This window comes from Psychrobacter sp. M13, from assembly GCF_030718935.1.
GTDB classification, from domain to species: domain Bacteria; phylum Pseudomonadota; class Gammaproteobacteria; order Pseudomonadales; family Moraxellaceae; genus Psychrobacter; species Psychrobacter immobilis_G.
Genome location: NZ_CP132194.1, coordinates 2,521,672 through 2,547,196 on the forward strand (window position 1 = coordinate 2,521,672; position 25,525 = coordinate 2,547,196).

General features: G+C 42.7%; 22 protein-coding genes. 5 read left to right on the forward strand and 17 right to left on the reverse strand.

Features of this window, described 5'->3' with window-relative positions:
• Positions 1–82 precede the first annotated feature (82 nt).
• The 4 genes from Q9G97_RS10615 to Q9G97_RS10630 form a co-directional block, all read right to left on the reverse strand.
• Positions 83–382: a succinate dehydrogenase assembly factor 2 gene (locus tag Q9G97_RS10615; RefSeq protein WP_305898794.1), complete on the reverse strand. Its 300-nt coding sequence runs from the start codon at positions 380–382 to the stop codon at positions 83–85.
• A 64-nt stretch (positions 383–446) separates the two neighbouring features.
• Entirely contained in the window at positions 447–1,349 is a 903-nt protein-coding gene (folP, locus tag Q9G97_RS10620) for a dihydropteroate synthase (RefSeq protein ID WP_305898795.1), read from the reverse strand.
• Positions 1,350–1,530: 181 nt separating this feature from the next.
• The gene (gene ftsH / locus Q9G97_RS10625; RefSeq protein WP_305898796.1) at positions 1,531–3,423 is read right to left on the reverse strand and encodes an ATP-dependent zinc metalloprotease FtsH; all 1,893 of its coding nucleotides are present in this window, start codon (positions 3,421–3,423) and stop codon (positions 1,531–1,533) included.
• A gap of 271 nt (positions 3,424–3,694) precedes the next feature.
• Positions 3,695–4,327 carry an RlmE family RNA methyltransferase gene (locus Q9G97_RS10630; RefSeq protein ID WP_305898797.1) on the reverse strand — a complete coding sequence of 211 codons (633 nt, stop codon included), beginning with the start codon at positions 4,325–4,327 and terminating at the stop codon, positions 3,695–3,697.
• A 283-nt stretch (positions 4,328–4,610) separates the two neighbouring features.
• Between Q9G97_RS10630 and Q9G97_RS10635 the strand changes: the two genes are divergently transcribed.
• Both Q9G97_RS10635 and Q9G97_RS10640 read left to right on the forward strand, forming a co-directional pair.
• Complete coding sequence (locus Q9G97_RS10635) at positions 4,611–4,922, forward strand: YhbY family RNA-binding protein (RefSeq protein WP_201569997.1); 312 nt, start codon at positions 4,611–4,613, stop codon at positions 4,920–4,922.
• Between the two features lie 107 nt (positions 4,923–5,029).
• Complete coding sequence (locus tag Q9G97_RS10640; protein ID WP_305898798.1) at positions 5,030–5,764, forward strand: hypothetical protein; 735 nt, start codon at positions 5,030–5,032, stop codon at positions 5,762–5,764.
• A gap of 124 nt (positions 5,765–5,888) precedes the next feature.
• Here Q9G97_RS10640 and Q9G97_RS10645 read toward each other — a convergent pair whose 3' ends face one another.
• A complete protein-coding gene (locus Q9G97_RS10645) occupies positions 5,889–6,614 on the reverse strand; it encodes a CHAP domain-containing protein (RefSeq protein WP_305898799.1) in 726 nt (241 codons plus the stop codon).
• A gap of 247 nt (positions 6,615–6,861) precedes the next feature.
• On the opposite strand from Q9G97_RS10645, the gene Q9G97_RS10650 reads away from it, so the two are divergent.
• Positions 6,862–7,368: a DciA family protein gene (locus tag Q9G97_RS10650; RefSeq protein WP_305898800.1), complete on the forward strand. Its 507-nt coding sequence runs from the start codon at positions 6,862–6,864 to the stop codon at positions 7,366–7,368.
• 287 nt (positions 7,369–7,655) lie between these two features.
• Here the strand turns inward: Q9G97_RS10650 and lpxC are convergent, their stop codons facing one another.
• The 12 genes from lpxC to Q9G97_RS10710 all read right to left on the reverse strand — a co-directional run bounded on the left by lpxC (position 7,656) and on the right by Q9G97_RS10710 (position 22,964).
• Positions 7,656–8,573, reverse strand: a complete 918-nt coding sequence (gene lpxC / locus Q9G97_RS10655; protein ID WP_201570001.1) for a UDP-3-O-acyl-N-acetylglucosamine deacetylase — start codon at positions 8,571–8,573, stop codon at positions 7,656–7,658.
• Positions 8,574–8,954: 381 nt separating this feature from the next.
• Positions 8,955–10,145: a cell division protein FtsZ gene (gene ftsZ / locus Q9G97_RS10660; protein WP_305898801.1), complete on the reverse strand. Its 1,191-nt coding sequence runs from the start codon at positions 10,143–10,145 to the stop codon at positions 8,955–8,957.
• A gap of 113 nt (positions 10,146–10,258) precedes the next feature.
• On the reverse strand, positions 10,259–11,551 hold the full coding sequence (gene ftsA / locus Q9G97_RS10665) for a cell division protein FtsA (protein WP_305898802.1): 1,293 nt from the start codon (positions 11,549–11,551) through the stop codon (positions 10,259–10,261).
• A 211-nt stretch (positions 11,552–11,762) separates the two neighbouring features.
• The gene (locus tag Q9G97_RS10670; RefSeq protein ID WP_305898803.1) at positions 11,763–12,578 is read right to left on the reverse strand and encodes a cell division protein FtsQ/DivIB; all 816 of its coding nucleotides are present in this window, start codon (positions 12,576–12,578) and stop codon (positions 11,763–11,765) included.
• A 397-nt stretch (positions 12,579–12,975) separates the two neighbouring features.
• Positions 12,976–13,911: a D-alanine--D-alanine ligase gene (locus Q9G97_RS10675; protein ID WP_201573573.1), complete on the reverse strand. Its 936-nt coding sequence runs from the start codon at positions 13,909–13,911 to the stop codon at positions 12,976–12,978.
• Between the two features lie 279 nt (positions 13,912–14,190).
• Complete coding sequence (murC, locus tag Q9G97_RS10680) at positions 14,191–15,630, reverse strand: UDP-N-acetylmuramate--L-alanine ligase (protein ID WP_201570006.1); 1,440 nt, start codon at positions 15,628–15,630, stop codon at positions 14,191–14,193.
• A gap of 57 nt (positions 15,631–15,687) precedes the next feature.
• Entirely contained in the window at positions 15,688–16,773 is a 1,086-nt protein-coding gene (gene murG, locus Q9G97_RS10685; RefSeq protein ID WP_201570008.1) for an undecaprenyldiphospho-muramoylpentapeptide beta-N-acetylglucosaminyltransferase, read from the reverse strand.
• Positions 16,774–16,945: 172 nt separating this feature from the next.
• Positions 16,946–17,929: a glutathione synthase gene (gshB, locus tag Q9G97_RS10690; RefSeq protein ID WP_305898804.1), complete on the reverse strand. Its 984-nt coding sequence runs from the start codon at positions 17,927–17,929 to the stop codon at positions 16,946–16,948.
• Between the two features lie 91 nt (positions 17,930–18,020).
• Positions 18,021–18,734, reverse strand: a complete 714-nt coding sequence (pyrE, locus tag Q9G97_RS10695) for an orotate phosphoribosyltransferase (RefSeq protein WP_305898805.1) — start codon at positions 18,732–18,734, stop codon at positions 18,021–18,023.
• Positions 18,735–18,812: 78 nt separating this feature from the next.
• Positions 18,813–19,820: a hypothetical protein gene (locus tag Q9G97_RS10700; RefSeq protein WP_305898806.1), complete on the reverse strand. Its 1,008-nt coding sequence runs from the start codon at positions 19,818–19,820 to the stop codon at positions 18,813–18,815.
• A 56-nt stretch (positions 19,821–19,876) separates the two neighbouring features.
• On the reverse strand, positions 19,877–20,746 hold the full coding sequence (locus tag Q9G97_RS10705) for an SDR family oxidoreductase (RefSeq protein WP_305898807.1): 870 nt from the start codon (positions 20,744–20,746) through the stop codon (positions 19,877–19,879).
• A 64-nt stretch (positions 20,747–20,810) separates the two neighbouring features.
• Complete coding sequence (locus Q9G97_RS10710; RefSeq protein WP_305898808.1) at positions 20,811–22,964, reverse strand: DUF4105 domain-containing protein; 2,154 nt, start codon at positions 22,962–22,964, stop codon at positions 20,811–20,813.
• A gap of 195 nt (positions 22,965–23,159) precedes the next feature.
• Between Q9G97_RS10710 and ampD the strand changes: the two genes are divergently transcribed.
• Complete coding sequence (ampD, locus tag Q9G97_RS10715) at positions 23,160–23,762, forward strand: 1,6-anhydro-N-acetylmuramyl-L-alanine amidase AmpD (RefSeq protein ID WP_305898809.1); 603 nt, start codon at positions 23,160–23,162, stop codon at positions 23,760–23,762.
• A 134-nt stretch (positions 23,763–23,896) separates the two neighbouring features.
• Entirely contained in the window at positions 23,897–25,447 is a 1,551-nt protein-coding gene (gene murJ / locus Q9G97_RS10720; RefSeq protein ID WP_305898810.1) for a murein biosynthesis integral membrane protein MurJ, read from the forward strand.
• Positions 25,448–25,525 lie beyond the last annotated feature (78 nt).

A 25,525-nucleotide genomic window follows, 5' to 3' on the forward strand; every position in this document is an offset into this window, starting at 1 on the left:
CCATTGAACCTTTATTAAGAGTCCATTTTAGACAAGCCATCATAATAAAATATTAGCCACTATAGCGCCATTATTAATACGACTATAAACCCTTACTATGACGCCATGTCTTGATCTTATTGACCAGCTCCCATACGGCTTTGTCCTCAGGCTGAGACTGATTGGTAAAATAATCAAGCAAGTCTGGGTCTTCATAAGTCAGCATTTCGGCAAACACTAATTGCTCAGCTGGTATCGCGTGTAAGTACATCTCCTTAACATAAGGATCAATATAAAAATCTAACTCTTTGAGACCACGACGCGCTTGATAAATAATCCGCCGCTGCTCAATGGTTGGCTCTGGCTGGCTTGGTTGCTGATTTTTCAGGTGAGTTGTAGTCATAAATAACGCTCTCAATATAGTAAAAATTAAAGTCAGCTAGTCAAACAGCTGTATTTTATTAGTCTCAATGGTTATCTTTATTATAAGTCGCCAACTGTTGCCATAATGATGTTGACTGTTGCATCATAGCGACATTATGGGTGCGAATTATACTAGCGCCTTGTTGCAATGCTAGCAGTCCTGCGGCAGTACCCGCAGCATCACGCTCTTGGGCTTGCGTATCGACCACTGTTGCAACACCACTTCTGTGTAGTACTTCTGCCAAAAAGCGCTTGCGTGAAATGCCAAACATTATAGGAAAACCGAGCGCTTTTAAGCGATCAAGCTGAGTCAATAAAATACAATGATGTTCGTAAGTCTTGGCAAAACCAAAGCCTGGATCAATAATTATCTTATCACGTTTGACCCCTAATGCCGTCACCTCTTCAATACGATTATTCAGTTCAGTACTGACCTCAAAGATAACATCTTTATAGTGCGCCAAATCATTCATCGTCGTCGGCTCACCACGCATATGCATCAGCATAACGGGTATATCTAGGTTTGCCGCCATGAGCGCTGCACCGTCACGTTTGAGCGCGCGCACATCGTTCCAGATGTCTGCGCCTGCTGCAAAAGCACTTTGCATAACAGATGGGTTACTAGTATCGATAGATAGCCAAATCTCATTGCCAAAATGGCTACGGATAGCCTCAACGACAGGCACTACTCGATCTATTTCCTCATCAGTCATCACAGCTTGCGCATTAGGGCGAGTTGATTCACCACCAATATCGATAATGCTAGCCCCTGCCTCCATCATCGTTTGGCAATGAGCCAGTGCTTCATCCACGCCATTGAACTGAGCACCGTCTGAAAAAGAATCTGGTGTCACATTTAAGATACCCATAATATGTGGCTGTGATAAGTCTAAAACCTTCTGACGACTCATGACTGTATAGGCAGGTAAAGGGTTAAACAAGGGCATAATCAATCCTGTGTAGTTTTATATAAATATGAAGCCAACTTATGATATCAGTAAAGCGATACTAGCGCTAAGGCTCTCTCAACTTGGCTTGATTACTAAACGTAAACTCAACTATCAGCCACAAAAAAGCCCTTTATGAAAAGGGCTTTTCCTACAAATAAGTTGATGTTAAAACTATACTCTACATCGCAGGTAATGGCGGCGGTATAGCAGTCGTCTTAGTATCATCTTTTGAGAGGTTAATCTCGTTATGCTGATACACTCTTGGTGGACGTGGTGCTTCACCTGCTAAGATGTCTTGCAACTGATCACGATCAATGGTTTCCCATTTCATCAAAGCGTCAACCATCGCATGCATCTTATCTTTGTTGGCTTCGATCAGCTCACGGGCGATATCATACTGCTCCTCAAGCATGCGACGAACTTCATCATCGACCTTTTGCTGAGTAGCCTCTGAGATTGAGCGTCCGCCGCCACCAAAGTAACCTTGCGAGCTGTCATCATCTTCATACACCATGATACCAAGCGCATCAGACATACCGTACTTAGTGACCATGGCTCGTGCCATTTTAGTGGCACGTTCAAAGTCATTAGAGGCACCAGTCGACATCTGATTGATAAAGACTTCTTCAGCGATACGACCACCAAATAAAATAGCAAGATCGCTTAGCATTTTAGACTTATACATACTGGTTTGATCGTGCTCAGGTAGCTGCCAAGTGACACCAAGCGCAAAGCCGCGCGGCATAATAGTCACTTTGTGCACAGGATCAGTACCTGGTAGTAGTTCCGCAACTAGCGCATGGCCCGCTTCATGATAAGCAGTAGCACGGCGCTCCTCTTCACGGATGACCATAGATTTACGCTCAGGACCCATGTATAGCTTATCTTTAGCATCTTCAAAGTCATTCATATCGACGCTACGTTTACTACGACGAGCGGCAAACAGGGCAGCTTCGTTCACTAGGTTTGCCAACTGTGCGCCAGTGAATCCAGGCGTACCACGCGCGAGCGAATTGGCATCAACACCAGTGGTATTTGGCAATTTACGCAGATGCACTTTTAAGATCTGCTCACGACCTTTGATATCTGGTAAACCTACTTGCACCTGACGGTCAAAACGACCTGGACGTAGCAAGGCTTTGTCAAGAACATCAGCACGGTTAGTCGCTGCAATGACGATAACACCTTCGTTACCTTCAAAGCCATCCATCTCAACCAATAACTGGTTCAAAGTCTGTTCGCGCTCATCATTACCGCCGCCCATACCTGAGCCACGATGGCGACCTACGGCATCAATCTCATCGATAAAGATGATACAAGGTGCACTTTTTTTGGCTTGCTCAAACATATCACGAACACGCGAGGCACCAACACCGACGAACATCTCAACAAAATCTGAACCTGATATTGAGAAAAACGGTACTTTAGCTTCACCAGCGATCGCACGAGCTAGTAGTGTTTTACCAGTACCTGGTGGGCCTACCATCAAGATACCACGTGGAATAGTTGCGCCTAATTTAGTAAACTTGTCAGGATCACGTAAGAACTCAACCACTTCGACAACTTCTTCTTTAGCCTCTTCACAGCCAGCCACGTCATCAAAGTTAACTTTGATCTGATCTTCGGTGAGCATCTTGGCTTTTGACTTACCAAAGCTCATAGGGCCGCCACCTTTACCGCCAGCGCCACCTTGCATATTGCGCATAAAGAACAGAAACAGGCCAATAATCAATAGAATAGGAAAGCTGGCAATTAACAGCTGCATCAATACACTTTGACGTTTTGGCGCTGTACCTTCGATATTGACTTGGTTTTCACGCAATAACGGTAATAGCTGTTCATCTGCTACCGCAGGGCGAATAGTCTCAAATGTTGATCCGTTTTTCTTCTCGCCAGTGATTTGCTCACCGTCAATTTCGATGCTAGCTACTTGGTTTTCTGACACTGCAGTCACAAACTCAGAGTAGTTAAGGCTATCAGGCTCAGTTGACTTATCGAAGCCACTGAATACCAGCACCAAAACGCCGATTACCACCAGCCACAATAAGGTATTTTTTACCATGTCGCTCACTAGTTTCCCCATCCCTTACTTATTGGTGTGTCAGTTTGACACGTGACGTCTGTAACCTATTAGGTTTCATCAGACGACTTTGCTTAAAATAGATAATAAAAACAAAGTTAATATACCATGTTATGTGGTTTTAACCCGCATTATTCAAGCATAAACTCATATTATTCAGTTAACTATTGTAGCAGTTTCAAACGACTGTAAATACTTGCCTACGCTGATGTCATAAGACAAAAAACCCATCATAACCTATTGAAAACATTAAAAATATAAATTATTTGGTTGCTATCCAGAATATCTCTTTGGAGCGCGCACGTGAAGCGGCAGGCTTTATACTGCGTACTTTACTAAAATCTTTTTGCATCTGTTGACGTAGCTCTTGCATGCCTACGCCTTCAAATACTTTCATAATCAAAGCGCCACCACTAGGTAGCGTGGCCAAAGCAAACTCCACTGCCAACTCACACAAGTAAATCATCCGCGGCTGATCCACTGCGCTATTGCCTGCGGTGTTAGGCGCCATATCAGACAATACGACATTCACTTGCTTGTTACCGACCTCGCGCATAATACGGTCGAAAACCTCAGCTTCACGAAAGTCACCCTGAATAAAAGTAACATCAGCTAAAGCGTCCATGGCTAAGATGTCAGAGGCGATAAGTGTACCCTTCTCACCAACTAATTTGCTCGCAACTTGTGACCAGCTACCAGGCGCACTACCTAGATCGACTACGGTCGCCCCTTTAGTAATAAGATTGGTTTTTTCATTGATCTCAAGCAGTTTATAAGCGGCGCGCGCACGATAGCCATCTTTTTGCGCTTTTTGTACGTAATGGTCATCGATATGCTCTTTTATCCAAGCACGGCTACTTTTTGTCAGTTTCTTATTGTCAATGCGGGTGGCCAAAACATTTGCTCCTGTTGTACTTCTATAGCTTTACAGCTTTTTGCGAGCTGTGCTATTTACTGTGTGCTGCTCGTTGATAGCTAATAGCTTTAAAAGCCTATATTAAGATCGTATTAAAGCATCATTTAACAGCTTTATTAGGCGTGAGCGTTTATAATAGATTCAAGACAATCATTTTAACATCTTCATGATTAAAATCGTGCACAATACTGCCGATTTAATCCCAGATATGTTTTAGACAAACTGATTGTTAATTTTTAATTTGATAACGCTTAGGAATTTTATGCAACTCGATAACGCAACTATTAAACGCCTAAAAGGTATTGGTCACGAGCTAAAACCAATAGTCATGATCGGTAATAATGGTGTTACGCCAGCGATCACTGAAGAGATTGATCGTGCTTTGAGCGATCATGAGCTTATAAAGGTAAAACTACCAGCAGGAAGTAAGCACGAACGCGACTTGGTTTGTACTGAGCTAGCGGTTGCTGCTAAGGCTCAACTGATCCACACTATCGGACGTATGGCATTATTACTACGTCAAAATCCGAATGCCAACCCAAAACTGTCAAACTTAGCTCGCCATGCCGAGTAGCTTTAGTTTGACTATATAAGTAGATAAGCAAAGAAGGCTGCGAATGAATATCGTGGCCTTTTTTATCGACTATCATCCTACGTATTAGCTATGAAAGAAAAATTATCATGAGCCAACGCTTCAAACTACAGCTCGCTATGGATGGCTTGTCAATAGCTGCGCGACAGCTCAGCATCTCAGTAGAGCAGTTGCATCTTATCCAAGTCATGGTTGATATATCGCTTATTCAACCGTCAACGCTGGCGCTAACTTATCAAATTCGATTACCCAATAGGCGTCTGGCGAGTTTATTTGACTGGCCACAATGGCAACCTGATCAAGTCAAGTTTATCGATTACTTATGGGAGCAAACTTGTCTAGAGTGTTTTATAACGGGCGCTAACCCATCAAGTGATATCGACCAAACCACCCATTATATCGAGATTAATGCGAGTCCCAATGGACGCTACGCGTTATATCAATTTGCAGATTACCGTCAGCCTGACTGTATGCCGCCTGTGCCCTTATATAAAGCTAATAGTGACGAGCAGGCTAGTATAAATTGGATAGCTCATTTACCCTTGAATCGTTTTCTTAACACAAGCTCGCTTAATGTAGCTCATAGGGCGACATCGACGCCCAACTCTTTGTCTGCACTGATGTTCACAGCTGTCTATGACTATAAACGTAGCTTTACTATCGATTTGGATCAATTGCCCCGAAGTTTACTTGCTAAGGGTATTGAGCAGCTGCACCCTTGCGTGATTCTTTACTTTGATAGCGTCGCTTTATACTTTGCAGCAAAGCACGCCTCCCCACCTGATTTTCATCAAAAACACTATTGGACAAACTTTAAGCCGTAAAATTATCATTACGGTCTAAACTACCGTGCATATTGCAAATAAAACCTAAAGCATAAGCATAAAAAACTCAGTAATACCATTCTAAGGCATTACTGAGTTTTTAGAGTGCTACCATCTTAGCTCATTATTCAGCCATAGCTAGATAAATACCACGATCTGAGGCATCATCAACGTATTGAGAATCGCGCCATGTAGTATAGCTATAAGTACCACTATACGGGCTAATGCTCTTCTGACGGAAATCTGATACCCAGTCCGTACCATCAAATATTTGGATATGACCATGTGGACGGCTTGAGGTACGGTTGTAAACAACAACATCACCTACTTGAGGTTGCATATCATTACTGATCTTAGTAAAGCCTGCATTGCTAAGCGTACCGCGAGTGGCATACTGATAAGCTGAAGGATTAGGAGTGAATTCATAACCTGCAGATTGCAGCGCTTTACGCACATAACGTGCACAGTAACCAGAGCTTCTAGAGAGCGCTACGCGTGAAGCACGAGCAGCAGCGATAGCAGGAGCTGAATTGCTATCTGGGATGCTATTACTGATTTTTTGCTGGCGCTCATAAGATAAGCGACTGGTCAATGAGGCTAACTGATATTCTTTTTGTTTGGCGTGAGCACTAAGGTTATCGATAGCTTGACTAATCTCGTCATTGCTAGACACATAGGCACCACTATTAGTGCTATATATGTTTTTAACAGAACCGTAATTTTGAGAGATAGAGCTATTGGTGATGGTATGACTCAAGGTATTGTTCGGTTGAAAGGTTGTTTCTACAGCACCGTTAGCCTGTGCTATGCCCATTCCCAATACTGACAAAATCAATAAAGCTTGTTTCATAAATTTACTACCTATTGTTAATGCAAGATTGCTCATCATCCATGACGAACATCAATTAATTTAGAGGATATAATCATCAAACAAACATGATAAAATCCTAGGTCAAGCAGTAAGCTCTTTAATCTTCAATGGAACATGGCATTATTACCATCATATTTATCCATCTCACAAATAGCTTACGATATATCTTAAAACCTTGAATAATCAACTCTATGATTATGCAATGCTTAGCAAACGAGTCTTCATCATGTCTAACAAACAACCTAATCAGCTCGCCAAACTTATCGATCATCAAATTTTTGCTGGTAGCGCACTACCTCAAACCCTTGCTGATAACATGCGTCTTTATGTAAAGGCGACTAATGAGCTAAAAGAGCTGTTAATAGACTGTTTGCCTGATGAAATACTTGAAAGCTGCTGGGTAGTAGGTCTAACCTCTGAGAAACTAACACTGAGTGTGATTTCTACTACTGCTGCCAACCATATCCGTTATTTACAAAAGTCATATCTAGAAGTGTTAACAAAGCAGTCTTTGACCTTTCAACACCTTAATCGAATTCAGGTGATAGTAGCTAAGACATCTCAACCAAATATGACTTCTCAAGCACTCTCTTCAGTCTTATCGGAATCGTCTAAAGCTCATGAATATAAAGCCCTGACCCCGAACACAAAACGGACTATAGCACAGGCAATAGAGCATGTCACCACTGATAAAAACCTCAAAAACGCTCTTTTAAGACTCATTAATGACTAAAACTTACTACCTTACAATGTAAAGTTATGTAAATAAACTATAAAAAAGCTGACTGAAAATACAACTTTTAGCGGCTTTTATCCAAAAAAAAGTCTGAACACCTTTATATGCATAATATGAATATAAAGGTGTTCAGACTTTTTGCTTCTTCAAGCTCTTATTTTACTAAGGGTTGGAATGGATGATAATCTAGCAATTATTGAAATAATGATAGCAAAATGACAATTATCGCCGTCTACTATGTAATATTACGTAATTGTTGCGATACATCCTGTATATTCGTGTACTTATCCCTTAACCATTGTATTAGTCAGAGGTAAATATTCGATAGGACAGCTTACATTGTCATAAAAAGTTACAATTTCGTAGCAACTTTCATCAGACAGCACTTCCCGAACGAGTAAATTATTCAAAGCATGACCTGATTTATAAGCATTGAAACGGCCCACTATCGGATAACCAATAAGATATAAGTCGCCCAAAGCATCTAAAATTTTATGGCGAACGAACTCATCAGCAAAACGCAGTCCTTCAGCGTTAAGCACTTTTGATTCATCGATAACTATGGCGTTATCCATGCTACCGCCTAGCGCTAGATTGTTCTTACGTAAAGCTTCAATATCATTTAAAAAGCCAAAGGTACGTGCGGAGCTTAACTCTTCGATGAAGTTTTGGGTAGAAAACTGCAATTGTGCATGTTGATGATCTTTGTCAAAGGCTGGATGATCAAAGTCAATTTCGAAATTTAATTCAAAACCATCATAGGGACGAAGCTCTGCCCACTTGTCATCTACCCTCACCTTCACAGGTTTAATAATTCTTAAAAATTTCTTTGGCGCGTCTTGCTCTACAAATCCAGCTTGTAATAACAACCCTACAAAGGGTGAGGCACTACCATCCATGATAGGTATCTCGCTTGCTGATACTCGAATGAGCAAGTTATCAACGCCTAGACCTGCAACCGCGCTAAGCAGATGTTCAACCGTTCCTACTCGAGTACCGCCAAAGACTAGATTGGATGACATCATAGTGTCTTGAACCAAAAAAGCACTAGCTGGAATAGCAACACTATCTTCGATGTCTGAGCGCTCAAATACTACACCAGTATCGACAGGCTGAGGATAAAACTCTAAATTAACAGACTCGCCACTATGCAGACCTGTACCAGTAATTGATATCGCTGTTTTTATAGTTCGTTGATTCATGGCTACTCTCACATATTTTGTTACAATTGCCCTAGTGTACCACTAGCCAACACCAATTCGCTATAGGTAAAAATTACTGACTTGTTTACTTATCATATGAGCTTATTTCATTGTTATAATTTTTTTAATAATAAAAAAGCTTATGTAAGTAGTATTAGAAGCTATATTTTGACGTAAGATTCAGGCGAATCGTTCCTTATATACTTTAAATTCAACATCATACAAATAATTAAGATAAAAAAAAGCCAGCTTTGTATCGCTGACTTTTTTTCAAAATAAATAACGTTAATTAAAAGTTTTCATAGTCATTAAATTACTAAATAGTAGTTATAAGTAATATTTTCAATAACAATTATTAGAGGATGTCCCTAAATATAGCCCTTATCTGTTCTGTTGGCGTCTCAAATAGTCTTGAATACTATTGGTTTGAGTAGGTCGCTTCTCTTGCTCTGAGCTTGGGCGAGCAACATTGTTTTGATAGGACTGCACTTTTGATTGCTTTTGACTATTTAAAGCACTGGTATGCAAGTTAGGGTCAACCGCTTGATTACTAGTGGCAGAAGGGACTGGTTGTACAGTCTCAGACCCTGATTGCTCATTCAGAGTCAGTCCAGTTGCTATAACAGTAACATGAATATCATCACCCATATCTTCGTCTATCACTGAACCATAGAAAATATCAGCTTCATCTGTATCAGTAATAGCCTCAACGATCTCACTGATTTGACTAAACTCTTCTAGTGATAAAGATTCAGAAGACATAACGTTAACGATCAAGCCTTTGGCATTCTCTAAACGCAAATCATCAAGTAACGGTGATCTGATCGCTTTTTCTGTCGCTTGACGGGCACGATCATCGCCACTAGCGCGACCGATACCCATCATAGCATGGCCTTTAGCAGTCATCGCTGTACGGATATCGTTAAAATCAATATTAATGACGCCTTTGCTAGCGATAGTCCCAGCAATACCTTGCACAGCATGCAACAACACATCATCTGCCTTTTTAAAAGCGTCTTGCATTGAGATGTTACCGTAGATACTCATTAGCTTATCATTAGGGATAGTGATAATAGAGTCAACAAAATTGGTAAGTTGCTCGATTCCAGCTTTAGCTGCTTTGATGCGCTTACCGCCTTCAAACTTAAAGGGTGTGGTCACTACAGCAACAGTAGGTACTTCCATCTCTTTAGCAATACGAGCGATAACAGGCGCTGCACCTGTACCAGTACCACCACCCATACCTGCCGTAATGAATACCATATCCGCACTTTCGAGTAAGCTGCGAATCGCATCCTCTTCACTCTCAGCGGCTTCACGTCCTACTTCAGGATTAGCACCCGCACCTAAGCCACGGTTGCTCTTGGCACCGAGCTGTAGTTTATGCGGCGCAGTCAGACGATCAAGTGCTTGTTTATCTGTATTAGCGCAGACAAACGTCACTCCTTGAATACCTTGCTGTACCATGTGCTCAACGGCATTACCGCCGCCACCGCCGACCCCGAATACGATAAAACGAGCTTGACCATTAGATTGCGAATGATTGTCATCTGGCATGGTGTATTTTGACATAAATAGGTTTCTCCAGTTGCAGATAGCATAATGATCGATAGGTAATGACGCCTAAAAAACGTGTTATCGACTGACTATATGTAAATATATTAAATAAAATAAAGACTAATTGTCTACAAGATTTTTTTGAGCATACTATTAAAGCGTTGACCAACACCGCGAAATGCATTCTTCACGCGTTTTTGCTCAGCCGCTTCCGGCTCACTTTGCTCACTATGACGAAACTGCTCACTTTGACTATATAACAAAGTACCAAAAGCGGTCTGATAAGCACGATCGTTGACTTGCGTATTCAGCTGTTTGAAAGAGTCTTCATTTTCAAAGTGGTTATAAGCGCTGATAGCAGGATGAGTATTCGTCATTACTACTGGCATCTTTAATAGCTTTTTAGCGAAAGGAACCATGCCTTTTATAGCACTACCACCACCTGTCAATACAAAACCGCGATCAATATAATGTAGCAGATCGGCATCATGAAGCTGACGCACTATTTCAGTAAATATTTGCACATAACGCGCTTCAATAATCTGCGCTAAACTATAAGTATGTACATTCAGAGCATCTGCCGCTCCCTGCGTCTTATAAAGAAAGAACACGCTAGGATCTATACTAGGCACATCAACAGTACCATGTAATTTTTTTAGCTTTTCAGCCTCTATCATAGAAATACCAAAATCTGCTGATATATCCATGGTCACCGCATGACTACCGCTTGGCACGCAATGAGTAAAAATTAATTTGTTTTCTTTATAGACACAAATACTAGTTGTGCTGGCGCCAATATCGATTAAGCAGACGCCTTGCTGACGCTCTTCATTTATGAGGCTGTATTCAGCACTGGTTATGGCATCAAAAACCACATGATCAACACCAACATCACAGCTTTGCAGTAGTTTTTGAATATTTTGGCGACTGACCACTGGTAGCATCATCATATGATACATAACGGTGATGTCTTTAGCCAACATCTCCATAGCATCATCAACGATAGTGTCCTGCTCATCGACATAGATGCCTTGTTGACAGCAATGCATCAAATAATAGTCAGGAGGTAAGTCCTTGGATTTGGCATTAGACAAAGCTTGTACCATATCTTTTGCCGCGACTGTACCGTCTTCAACAGCGACTTGTCCTATACTGTTTTTACTGGATAGCTCAGGTGTTGATAAAGTTAACCAAACGCTGTGCACCCGACAATTAGCAGTATCTTCCGCGTCTTGAATGGCTTGTTTGATGGCGCTTTGCAGACGTTCACGATGTATGATCTTACCTTGATAAAAGTCATTACTTTTGACTTGTCCAACACCCATAATGCGAATGTCTTTTTCGGACACAACACTACCTATCACCACATAGACCGCAGTGGCACTTAAATGAACAACGACTAGATTTTCAGTATTTTTCATGTTACCAGACAAATTATCATAAAACAGGAGACCATATGACGTCTCCATTAAATCATTAAAACGAACGTTTAAAGCCTTTAGAATAGAGCAAACTTATTTACAAACCATAAAGCTAATAATTCAGTCATTAACTGGGTGTTATATAGCGACTATTATTATAGATATTATATAAAAACAAAAGTATAAAAACCCAGAACTTAGGGCATAAATATTAAGGCAAAGGTGCTACAGCTTCTAGCACTGGTTCTGCATTAAGCTCAACATTATGCCAAGCGATAGTAAAACCATTCTTATAACGCAAATCTACTGACTGAATGTTCTCACGACGACTGCTCAATTGACTTGCTAACAGCTGACTGAGATTGAGCAGTTTTTGCGCCGTATTTTCGTTATCGACAATCACTCGCAAACCATTATCAAAACGTATTAGCCAAGTCATACGTGGCGTCAAAATAATATCTTCTACGTACATGTCCAAAGGAGCATACCAGTCATTTATCTGCTGCATCTGCTGCATAATAACTGGTGCTTGACTCACTTCACCTTGCAGATTTGCAAAACTTTGCTGCGTCAGATCTTTGTTATTTACTGGAACAAATACCTTGCCTTTAGCATCTACCAAACGCTCAGTGCCAAAGTTAGCAACGGCTTGTTTAGGTAACGCAGTAATCACTATGCCCTGTTGCCAGTCACGAGTGACACTCACTTGATCGACCCAAGCCATACCTAAGACAATGTCCCGTAGAGCTTGCAGGTCAGTCGTAAAAAAGCTACTGACTATCTGCTGATCCATCGCTTGCTGTAAAATCTGATTTTGACTGACTGTCAGACCTTTAGTGCTTACCTGAACTGCTGCTGGCGGTGCATCGCGTAGAGCCTTGGCACCCATCAGTAATATCAATAGTAACAAGCCGATAACCAATGCTGTAAAAAAGTACTTAGCAGATGTTGGTAGAGAAAATCTAGACTCTTGGCTAAGACGATCATCACTCATCAAGTCACCCAATTCATTGACAGCTTGAGTCATGATAGTAGTCGTCCCTATATTGCTTTAACTGTAGTGTGTATTTGTTTCTGATTATTCAATATTAAAACATATAACTGATGCTATAAATTCCTAACTAAAACAACCTAAATATAAGGCCTGTCATTCTGAAATCAGCTGACATTAAAGCTAGTAAAATATAAAAACTAAATCAGTCATGACTATTGCTAGGCTTTGATTTTATGGTAAATATTAAAAATTGGCATATCATATGCTTAACTATTAAAATAAGTCAATCGTTATGAAATAAATTTCTAATCTCAATCTTAATGTTAACGTATTTTATCGCTAAACAATAGCTCAAGCCGCGCTAAGACTATTGAATTTACACAAGTTTACATGTTGCTGTTTTATAGCAGCTTCCCTGAGACATTATAGATCAGACCGTTTGCGCTAAAATATGCCAGCATAAGTGCTCAAAATCCATACCGCGAGCTTTGGCTGCCATCGGTACTAAGCTATGACTGGTCATACCAGGTACAGTATTAATCTCAAGCAACCAAAAATTACCCTGCTGATCCTGCATGGCATCGACTCGGCCCCAGCCTTTGGCATCTACTGCCCGAAAGGCTGCAAGACTCAAAGCCTGCAAGTGTTGCTCCTCACTCACGCTCAAGCCACAAGGTATGTAGTAGCTAGTATCATTGCGATTGTACTTGGCTTCAAAGTCATAAAAGTTAGTGATATCGGCAGGCTCTAGGCGAATAACAGGATAGGCTTCATCGTCAATAATAGCGATGGTAAATTCGCGGCCCGTAATCCAGCGCTCAGCCATAACTGCATCGCCGCAGCCAATAGCCGTTGCATAAGCGGCTGGCAATTCATCAAGATGATTTACTTTAGTCATGCCGATGCTAGAGCCTTCATGCACAGGCTTTATAATTAAAGGCAATCCGAGCATATTGACCACTTGCTGCCAGTCTGTATCAGCGCTTAGTAGTGCAAAAGGCGCGGTTGAGAGCCCGCAGCCTTGCCATAACTGCTTGGTACGTACTTTATCCATGCCTAATGCTGAAGCCAATATACCAGATCCCGTTTGTGGAATATCTAGCCATTGCAACATCCCTTGTAGGACGCCATCCTCACCGCCACGACCGTGTAATACATTGAACACTCGATCATAATCGCGAAGCTCGGTAATGTCTTGGTGCTTAGGATCAAAATGAGTAGCATCGACACCTTTATTCTGTAGCGCTTGCAATACCGCTGCGCCACTGTCTAACGATACACTGCGCTCATTACTACTACCACCATATACCACAGCGACTTTGCCAAAGACACTAGCGTCTTGTACTTTGCTATCAGTGATAGACATCAACTGTTTAGAATCTGCTTGGTTAGTATGACTTTCACTCTGCTCAGTTTGTGCAGCAGTGGCTAAGGTGGGCTCTGGGTTCTCTATTGCTGCTGTAAGCTTATCAGTGCTGTGGTTATTACTCGCATAGTTATCACTTTTGAGCTCATTGATAGCGCTACTATTAGTGCCTAACTTGTCTTTATTGTTTTGATCGCTCATAAAATAGCCTTTCTATTTAATTTTAATCTTACTTAATTTTAACCCTACGCTTTTCGTACTTTTTATTGGTAAACGAAATTAATTAAGGTATAAGTCATTATCGATTAAGTCAATAGCGATCTGCCCCACATTACCTGCCCCTTGAGTAATTAGCATGTCATTAGCTTTTAATAAACGCTGCATGGTTGCGGCAATATTGTCTTTATCCACAATAGTAGGCTCGACCTCACCTCGCAGGCGAATGCTACGCGCAAGCGATTTAGTATCAGCGCCTGTGATCAGACTTTCACCTGCTGAATAAACCTCTAGTAATAGCAGCTCATCGACACTTGAGAGCACTTCAACAAAATCGTCAAAACAGTCGCGAGTTCGGCTATAACGATGCGGCTGGAACATCATGACTAAACGCTTGTCAGGGAAGCTCTGACGCGCCGCTTTGATGGTAGCATCGACTTCTTTTGGATGATGGCCATAATCATCAATGAGTAGCACATCGCCACCATCAATAGCTATCGGCCCATGCTGCTCAAAACGACGGCCAACGCCTGCAAATTTTTGTAAGGCGCGTTTGATTGCCTCATCATCAACACCTTCATCGCTCGCCATAGTGATCGCAGCTAGCGCGTTATAGACATTGTGAATACCAGGTATATTTAGCGTCAAATGTAGCGGCTCATTGTCACGGCGCAAGACTGTAAAATGAGTCTTAGTACCTTCAAATACGACGTCAGTCGCCTGAACATCGTTAAAAGGCTCAAGGCCAAAAGTTAGTACAGGGCGACCGATATCATCAATCATCGCATATAACTCTGGGTCATCACCACAAACAACAGCTAAGCCATAAAAAGGCATATTTTGTAAAAACTGAATATAAGCGGCTTTCAATTTATCAAAGCTATTATCATAAGTTTCCATATGATCTTGATCAATATTGGTCACAATCGCTGCCATCGGATGCAAGGATAAGAAAGACGCGTCGGACTCATCAGCTTCAGCAACGAGATAGCGACTACTGCCTAATGCCGCATTTTTGCCTGAAGCATTAAGCTTACCTCCAATCACATAAGTCGGATCAAGCTTACCCTCAGCCATCATCATGGTTAGTAAGCTAGTCGTTGTGGTCTTACCATGTGCCCCTGCGACCGCAATCCCATGACGATAGCGCATCAGCTCACCGAGCATATCAGCGCGGCGTACCACGGGCAGTCGAGCTTTGAGCGCCGCTTCAATCTCAGGGTTACTACGATCAATCGCTGATGACACTACGATCACATCGGCATTAGCGATGTTTATAGAATCATGTCCAATAAATATCTCAATGCCGATGCGCGCAAGACGTTGTGTAACAACACTTTGATTAATATCAGAGCCACTGACTTTATAGCCTTGATTGTTCATTACTTCAGCGATACCACACATCCCTGAGCCACCAATACCAACAAAATGCAGATGCTGAATACGACGCATTTCTGGAATTTCAATCAGACGTTTGGGTAAGGCTTTTGTGGTATTTGGCATAAAAATCTCTTTATCAATTTAATAAAATATGACTAAATAATTAACTAAAAGCTAGGATTATAACGCTTGCCATATAATCTCGGCTACTTGTGTACTAGCACTACGATTAGCAAGAGCATGACCTTTTTGCGCCATCGCAAGGCAAGTTGCGCGATCAAGCGCTAGCAGCTCATCCTTTAGGCGCTCAGGGGTTAGCTCATTTTGTGGCAATAGTATCGCCGCTTCATGTTCAGTCAAAGTACGAGCATTGGCCGTTTGGTGATCGTCAACAGCATGAGGCAGTGGGACAAAAATAGCTGCAATACCGACATTTTGAATCTCAGTGACGGTCAACGCTCCAGCACGGCACACGATAATATCTGCCCAATTATAAGCGTCTGCCATATCACTAATAAACGGCTGAACGCTAATATCATGCACTCCTAAATCTTGGCTATCATAAGCCGCTTGAGTCGCGGCCTCATTATTTCGTCCGCACTGATGACGTACTGCAAAGCTCTTATCTATCAGCGCTAAAGCTTTTGGCACTGTTTCATTGAGCACTTGTGCACCAAGCGAGCCGCCGACGACTAATAAGCGCAGTGGCGACTGATCGCTAACATCGTAACGCAAAGCTGGCGCGGCTACGCCTGTTATCGTATTACGCACAGGATTACCGACGGTCTCAAGCTTTGCATTACTTTGGCTATTACCAAAAGTATCTTCAAAGGCTTGTAGAACCTTTGCAGCGATTTTGGCTAAATAGCGATTACTCATGCCAGCGATAGCATTTTGCTCATGAATAATCAGCGGCGTACCTGTCATTCGCGCGGCAATACCGCCAGGCGCACTAACATAACCGCCAAAGCCTACAACAATATCAATATTATTACTGCGTATAATTTTGACAGCGGCCATGGTCGCAGACACTAGTGTCACGGGCATTTTCAACAGGCGTCCAATACCTTTACCGCGTAAACCTTGCATAGCAATAGGATGAAAAGCATAACCAGTAGGCTTGACTAAATCATTCTCCATTCCCGCCTCAGTCCCCAGCCAATGAATGACCGCCCCGCGGCGAGTTAGCTCTTCGCTCACGGCTAATGCTGGAAACACATGACCACCAGTACCCGCTGCCATCATCAATACATTTACTGTCTTCATAAAGCTATGCCTGTCTTATCTTTGGACTCTTCAAGAGGGTAAATAGCTACTGGTTACCCATGCGCTAGCGCCTACCAAAACTCGCTTAGTATAGAGTAAAATACTAAAAAATATATAGCGTTTTTAAAGCTTACTAACTATTTTTTAATGCAAGTTAATACAAGTCTTATCATTATCCTAGCTGCTGCTGACGCATTTCCACTGCAAGGATAAAATCTGCAGCAATATCAGTGCCGCACTGATCGTCAATCTCACGTACGCACGTCGGACTAGTCACATTGATCTCAGTGATACGACCACCGATGAGATCTAAGCCTACGAACATCAGACCCTTTTCTTTGACGATAGGCGCGACCACTTGCGCGACTTTACGCTCAACATCAGTTAGCGACATTGCCACGCCGCTACCACCTGCGGCTAGATTACCACGAGTTTCGCCTTTAGTTGGAATCCGTGCTAAGCAATAGTCTACAACTACTCCATCAACAATCAATACGCGCTTATCGCCGTCACTAATCTCAGGTAGATAGCGCTGTGCCATAATCGGTAAAGTCTCAAGCTCTGTGAGCACCTCAATAGTGACACCAATATTTGGGCTATCAGCCGTCAAGCGGAAGATACCCGTGCCGCCCATACCATCAAGAGGTTTGACAATAACGTCTTGTTGTTCAGCAATAAACTGACGGATATGCGCCTGTTTGCTAGTCACAATCGTAGGACTCATATACTCGCTAAACCAAGTAGCAAATAGCTTCTCATTACAGTCACGTATCGCTTGTGGGTCATTAACCACCAGTACGCCAGCGGCTTTGGCATGATCGAGCATGTAAGTGGCGTAAACAAAGCGCATATCGAACGGCGGATCTTTGCGCATTAAGATCACATCGTAATCGCTGACTGGCAAAGTCGTTTTTTCACTTAACGTATAAAAGTTATCAGGATCACGCTGTACGGTTACTGGCTGCGCATCTATCTTTAATTGCCCGCGATCTAGCCATAAGTCATGAATCTGACAATAGCCTAGCGTATGCCCACGGTCCTGCGCCGCCCACATCATCGCCAGACTAGTATCTTTTTTATAATTGATACGCTCGATAGGATCCATGATAACTAGTATATTCAAAGCTTTAGAAGACTTGGCAGCAGATTGTGACATAACGGACTCGCTAAAATTAGTAATAGTGAATAAATGATCTAATAAATAAGTAGAAGATTTAATAAAATACGGTGAAAGGCTTTATTGCCAACTACACGCCATATTGTTGACGATAATGCTGCATTTTTGCTAGTTGAGTGGCATTGCTATTGCTGTCATCCGCTAAATAGCCGATCAGATCATCCATATCGACTAAGGTTAATACCGGAATCTGTAAGCTTGACGCTAGCTCTTGAATAGCTGACTGCTCGCCTTGACCTTTTTCTTTACGATCTAAAGCAACAATAATCCCTGCTACTGTCGCGCCTGCTTGCTGTAAGATATCTAATACTTCACGCATGGCAGTCCCTGCGGTGATGACATCATCCAATATCCAAACCGACTTACCGCTTACATCAGCGCCGACTAGATTGCCCCCTTCGCCGTGGGTTTTGGCCTCTTTACGATTATAGCCCCACTGAGCATTGATGCCATGATGTAGCCATAACGCCTGCGCGGTTGCAGCGACAAAAGGAATACCTTTATAAGCGGCACCAAAAATCACCAGCTCCTTATGCTCATCTTTATTGTTAGCTACTTGCTGCTCTGCTAACGCTGCGGCATAACCACTCGCTAATAATGATAGCATCTCACCTGATGCCAGCAGGCCTGCATTAAAAAAGTATGGGCTAATGCGGCCAGATTTGAGTACGAACTCACCGAACTTTAATACTTTATTGTTTAAGGCCAGCTCAATAAAGTGCTGCGGTGAAAATGAAGCGTTTTGTATGGTTGTATCATTTTGAGAGGTTTGGGTAGTAGGCATTGGTGTTCCTGTGGACGATAAATAAAATATAAATGGCATAACTATTGTAAGCGACTTAACTATTATAGACGAGGGCGACTAGCTTGACCAACCATTGATAGCGTAGTCTTGCATATTGGCATAACGCGATAGCAAACGACAACGTGAGGAGATATTAAAATAGCAATTATCCTCACTACTTATTTGTAGCTCCCACCCTAAATGATAGGCTGCGACAATAATATGACCGCTAAATATTCTGATTTGCCGATAGTGATGACTACTGGCTGGCACGTGATCTAATTGACTTAACAAATAGCTACGTACGTACTGGCAGATTTGCTCAGCACTATAACTTTTGTTAATTGACTTGCGCGTATCGCATTGCTGCAAGGCATGTACCGCCACGCTACAAGCCATAATATCAGTGGCTAAGCTGCCCACCCCAGTTTCAAAATCTTGTGGCTGTAATATCACCTGCCAGTCATCAGCGTAAATACTGTTGAGTAGCTCATCAGGATTATAGTTTTTTAGTAGGCTTTTAAACGATAAGGTTTTATCGGCAAGCTTAGCGTCTGCATTAAGCTTAGTTTTAGATTTGGAATTAGGTTTAGGCTGATAGTCTACAAAGCCAAAACGAGTCAAAGTAGGATAGCGTTGTATCGCTCGTTGAATGTCAGCCAAATCAAGCAAGATCATCTGCTCAATATCAGCCAATAGCGGCTGAGTACTATTATTGTGATAAAAGCTCTCAGGTAGCTCGATAAGCTTTGCGGCACTCAACAAGGATAAATGCTCAGCAAACGGTTGAGACGCCATCAATGACCATTTCGATAATCGTAACGGATCAGACTGCTGTAGCCGTGCTGCACTGCCATACAATCGGCGCAACTGGCTATTCACTCGCCGCGCAGGCTCTGGAATATTAGTCAATGAGCGTGCAGGATCAAGCGGTGACTGCTTAGGGTCAAAGTTAGGATGCACAATGGCAGGCGGCTTTGAGTGTGTTGGTTTTACTGACTCAAGGCTATCTTCTGCTTGCTGACCTTCTACCCTATTTAAATGAGTATTAATTAGGCGTTTGTCAGAAGTAGATGGCTGAGTCATGGCGTCTCCATAGAGCATAAAATATAAAGTAATAAATCTTGATTAATTGGGGCGCACTACTGATGCTGCAAAATGTCATGATAACCTATTTGCCAATCAGGAAATTCGAGCCAAGCTAGTGGAATATTACTGTGTAAGCGTTTACCCGTAGTCGCGGTCTTTTGAGTATCAATGTCAGGTGCAGACTTCCCTACTTGCGCACTTAGCCAAGTCATCAATTCAAACGTGGTCACTGGCAGATAATCCGTGGCAATATACAGCGGCTTAAGCAACTGGAGCGCATCAATCGTCAGTACTTTAGTGATAATAGTGACAAGATCGCTATCCATAACCCGATTGCTCCAAGCACTATGAGCGATAGGGTCTTTTTTGACCTCGCGAGCCTTACGCAAGCGCATCAAACGCTCGCGACCATAAATGCCACTGGGACGAATGATGATAGCTTTATCACCAAAACCTTGCTTCAGGGCTTGCTCGGCTTGCAAGATAACTTTTGAGGCATCGCGCTCAGGGGTTATAGGTACAGTATTCTCATCAATCCACTCGCCATTATCTTGACCATAAACGCCCGTGGACGAGATAAATACGACTCGCTCAAGCTTAGGTAATTGCTTAACAAGATCAGCTAAGTGCTGACAAATACTTAAATAACTAGCATTATATCCACTAGTTGAATACTCATCAGGGGTGACAATGATAGCAATAGCGGTAAAGTCTTGTAGCTGCTCCGTGCTAAGCTTAAGCGCGTCAAGCTGGATAAACTTAGCACGATCATCAAGCGCATAATGGCTACGCTCACTACGAGCCAGTCCTGTTACATTGATTCCTTGATCGGCCAGTTTATTAGTCACAGGCAACCCTATGTCACCTTGACCGATAATTAATAACTGCTCAGTACTTATATTAGTGCTCATATCAGTGCTCATAAATTATCCTTATTCTTATTATTTAGCGCTTACTACTATTTAAACACCTATTGCAAATCAACGTTTAGAAATAACGCATATAGGCTAAACTTAGATCATCATTGGCATCAACGCGATCTTGCCACTCGTAGCTGGCATTGATGCGTAGCGCTTGCTTTTTATCTATGTCATATTGTAGTCCAAGCGTGGCAATCGGTTGCCAGTAGCTGCCTTGCACATCCGCCTGATCGCTGCTGCCATGATACCAATACGGCAGCTGCAGTTCAGCCTGCGCTCGCATGCGATTGTTAATCTGATAGATACAGCCTGCATTGACTCCTACGCCTGAACGATAGCCTTTATTAATACCGCGCCCACCTTGCAGCGCACCTGTCGCTAGCGTATAACACAGCTGCGGCGGCATCTCGCCTGTCATCAGACCTGACGCGTCTGTACGCGGCATGCCAAATGCCCATGATTTGCCATATTCAAACGTCGTACTAGCAACCAAATGACCAGTGCCGCCTTGCTGTGAGCCATCATTGATACGAGTCGCCTCTATAGTTGCGCCCCATGTCTGACCCTTCTCGGCAGAGTTAACAGGATTATAAGAGCGCCCACGAAGCAAGGTAAAGTTCTGCAATTCAACGCTTTTTGGCTGATTGTCTTTATCGCTATCAGTATCATAAAATCGTAACGTCGCCGCAAGACCTTCTAAATCAAAGAACTGATCGAACCCTGCTGTGCGATCTAAGGTATCGTGAAAGCCTGCCCGCAGTCCGACATCGATATAACTATTATCACCACTATTACCGATACCTATATGCGCGCGCTGTAAAGAATGGCGATCCAGCGGATTATTATCAGATGGTGCAATAGTCAATGGCGATAATGTTTTGCCATCAGCTGACATACTAGAAGATTTATTAAGATCCGCTGATTTTATAGTTTCAATTTTATCTTTATCTATCGTTTGATAACCAAACTGCTTGGAGGCAAGCTCGATAGCCTGATTAGCTTGATTAAGCTGAGCTTGACGTACGCTACTATCCGCTGGTGTATAACGACTGCTCGCTAACAGCTCTTCTTTTTCAAGCAAGTTGATCACATCTGAAGGAATCACCGCATAAGGCAATTTGCTTAATAGATGCTGATTAGGACGCACCACATCGATCAAACGCAATATCTCAGAGGCGCAGTTATCAGTAGCAAAGTAATAAGGTATTTTTAAATCCTTAGTTTCCCAAACATGCAGCATGATTTGTTGCACCTCATCTACGCTCAACGCCAATTGATAAGTCCAAGTATCACGCTCGTCATCTTTTAGGTACTCAGCCAGCTTTTCGGGATACGGGTCAATCTCAATCCGACTGTCATAGCTACCACTGGTCGCTTTTATGGCGTAGAGCACAAAGTTATCGGCTGTATCGCCATCGACCGTATAATTAAGTGCATAAGCATGATGGATTTGGGTGAAATCTTTGCTACTTGCTGGTGAGTCAATACGTAATAGCGTATGACCAAAGGCGGAAATCGGATTGTCCAAATACTCTGCGGCAAACATAACCGACAGCTGCTGGGGTGCGAGCTCCGTCATCCAAGCATCGAGCTTTGGACAGTCGATTTGTAAATTAGTATCGTCTATAGTTAAATGGTTCGTCAGCCACTGTACTCGCGCAGGAAAGCGACAAAGCACTGAATCATCCGCCGCGACTCGATTATTATTGATGGTAGGCGTCGTCAACTCTTGCGCTAAGGCAATCAAAGTCGCGTCCAGCTCAGCTGCTGAATCTTGTTGTCCATTAGCTGTTAGATAGAACGCTTTACTATCGATTAGACTTTTATTAGTATCTTTGGCAAGCAGCCCCTTTTTATCATCAATAAAATACAATAATCGTCGCCATGTTGTATGCTGAGCTAGATTGTCTGCTTGCGCTTGCTTACGCCAAATGTTTAATAGCTGCTCCGCATTAGCGGTTAAAATCTTACTGCTGGTCTGATCCATGGCTTGCGAATTTGGCGTAATAGCGCTAGCAGCAGCCATGGTAGGATTTAACTCAGCTTTCGGCTGTGCTTTATCTGACAGAGCGCCAGTTGTCACCACTGATTCTGGCGTTGGCAAAAACGCTTGCGCCTGCGCAGAGAGTAATAAAGCCGCTATAGCCAATGGCAAACGTGCGTAGTCGTTAAAAGCTTTTGGTAGCTTGATTGTCGATGGGCTGTTCTGAGTTATTGACATGACTTAATATCTCTTTTTTAATAAGGTCAGGTTTTTGATAAGATCAGATTTTATTGTGCTGCAAACCTTTTTATACCGCTGTTGCCTTCAATAATGCTATGAGCATTTATATACTGTTTCTAAAAACTATATACTATTTCTAAAAACCAAGCTTTTAGAAACTAAGCTTCTAAAAATCAATGAATAGAGAGTTTTATGTCTAATGCTATATCTAAGGCTTTAATGACTATCACCGACGGTCAATTATCTTCAGCTCACAAGTTGCCTTCACCCAATTGCAATACTCGCCCTGATGGCGTCACTATTGATACTATTGTTATCCATAATATCAGCTTGCCACCTGATGACTTTGGTGCCACAGATAGTCACGGCTTGCATTATGTCAAAGCCCTATTTACCAATCAGCTCGACTGGGATGCGCATCCTTACTTTCAGACTATTCGAGGGGCAGAGGTTTCTGCACATTTATTGATCGAGCGTGATGGCACTATTACCCAATTCGTCAACTTTAATGAGCGCGCTTGGCATGCTGGTAAGTCAAGCTACCTTGGGCGACCCAACTGTAATGATTATAGCATTGGTATCGAGCTTGAAGGTTCAGATTTTACGGCTTTTACCAATCAGCAATATGACGCGCTAGCTACAGTGATTAGCGCGCTATATAAAGCCTACACTAAAACTCGCCGGCACTTAACCGGACATAGTGATATTGCACCAAATCGCAAGACCGATCCAGGGGAGCACTTTGACTGGGCACGGTTGCGGGGAGTGGTTGCTCAATTAGCTCAAACTACTTAGATCGTTAGACTCTATTTTTATATTGCTTGTACAGCTCATTCATTTATCTATGTTATGGATAGGTTATGAAAATGCTATAATCCGTCAGTTTTTGACACCCGTCAGTTATCAGACAAATTAGTGAATAGGTTACCATGGCAAAAAGTCGATTATTCCGTTCAACGATGGTGGTCAGTAGTATGACCATGCTCTCGCGTATTTTAGGCTTAGTGCGCGATATCATCTTACTAGGCGTGTTCGGTGCAGGAGGGCTGATGGATGCCTTTTTAGTCGCCTTTAAAATTCCTAACTTTTTGCGTCGCTTGTTCGCAGAGGGCGCTTTTAGCCAAGCTTTTGTGCCTGTATTATCAGAATACAAAGAAAAGTACAGTCTGCAACAAGTACAGGTTTTGGTGAGTCGTACCTCAGGCGCGCTGCTACTGATATTATCTATGCTAACGGTTGTGGTTATATTACTTGCGCCTTGGGTCGTGACTTTGTTTGCGCCAGGGTTTGCCGATCAGCCTGATAAATTCGCTATCACCGCTGAGCTACTGCGTCTCACCTTTCCCTATCTTTTATTTATTTCCATGACCGCCTTTGCTAGTGGTATCCTGCAAAGCTATGGTCGCTTTGCAGCACCGGCCTTTGCGCCTGTACTATTAAACCTATGTATGATCGGGGCGGCACTAGTATTTGCGCCAATGTTTGAGACCCCTATTATGGCGCTCGGCTACGCTGTTGCTATCGCAGGCCTATTGCAACTACTCATTCAACTGCCACAGCTATCGCAGCAAAAGCTATTAGTCATGCCTAAGATTGACTTTCAGCATGAAGGCGTCCGTCGTATTCTAAAGCTGATGCTACCTGCTATCTTTGGGGTGTCAGTTACTCAAATTAACTTACTATTGAATACCATATTTGCCTCGCTCATGATCGGTGGCTCAGTGTCATGGCTATATGCCGCTGAGCGTATGAGCGAGCTACCATTAGGGCTTATTGGCGTGGCTATCGGCACGGTTATTTTGCCTAGTCTATCCAAAAGTGAAGCACAAAAAGACGATGCTAACTTTAAGAGGACGATCGATTGGGCGGCGCGGTTAATTGTCATTGTCGGACTGCCTGCTGCAGCTGCATTATTTATGCTAGCGGATGTGCTGATGCAAGCGCTGTTTATGCGCGGCGAATTTACCTTACGTGATGCGCAAATGAGTGGTCTGGCGCTGCGTAGTATGGCAGGTGGCATCTTAGGATTTATGCTGATTAAAGTCTTTGCGCCTGCTTTTTTTGCGCGCCAAGATATCAGAACACCCGTCAAAATAGGTATTATTTCAGTATTTGCTAATATGATTTTTAGTGTGATATTCATCGGTATTTTCCATTGGCTTGAGATACCGTTACATGGTGGTCTGGCTCTAGCTACCACAGGCGCCGCTTTTGTAAACTCTGGATTACTGTATTATTTCTTACATAAACGTGATATTTTTCGTTTTGGTAGTCACTGGAAAAAGCTATTTGCGCAGTTTATAGGCTCAACACTGGCAATGATCGCGGCTCTGTACTTTATGATTCCTTACTTTCCAACGGATTCAGCCCAGTGGCAACGCTTAGTTGCGCTACTGATCATGTGCGCGGTAGGTGCATTGGTGTATGCTGTCGTCCTACTTGCCAGTGGATTTCGCCCGCACCAGCTCAAGCATGGCTAAACCAGCTTACTACATTAGGGCGTGTTGAACATTCGACCGTGGCACTGACAGTGACTATTTTTTAGGCGATTCTAGATT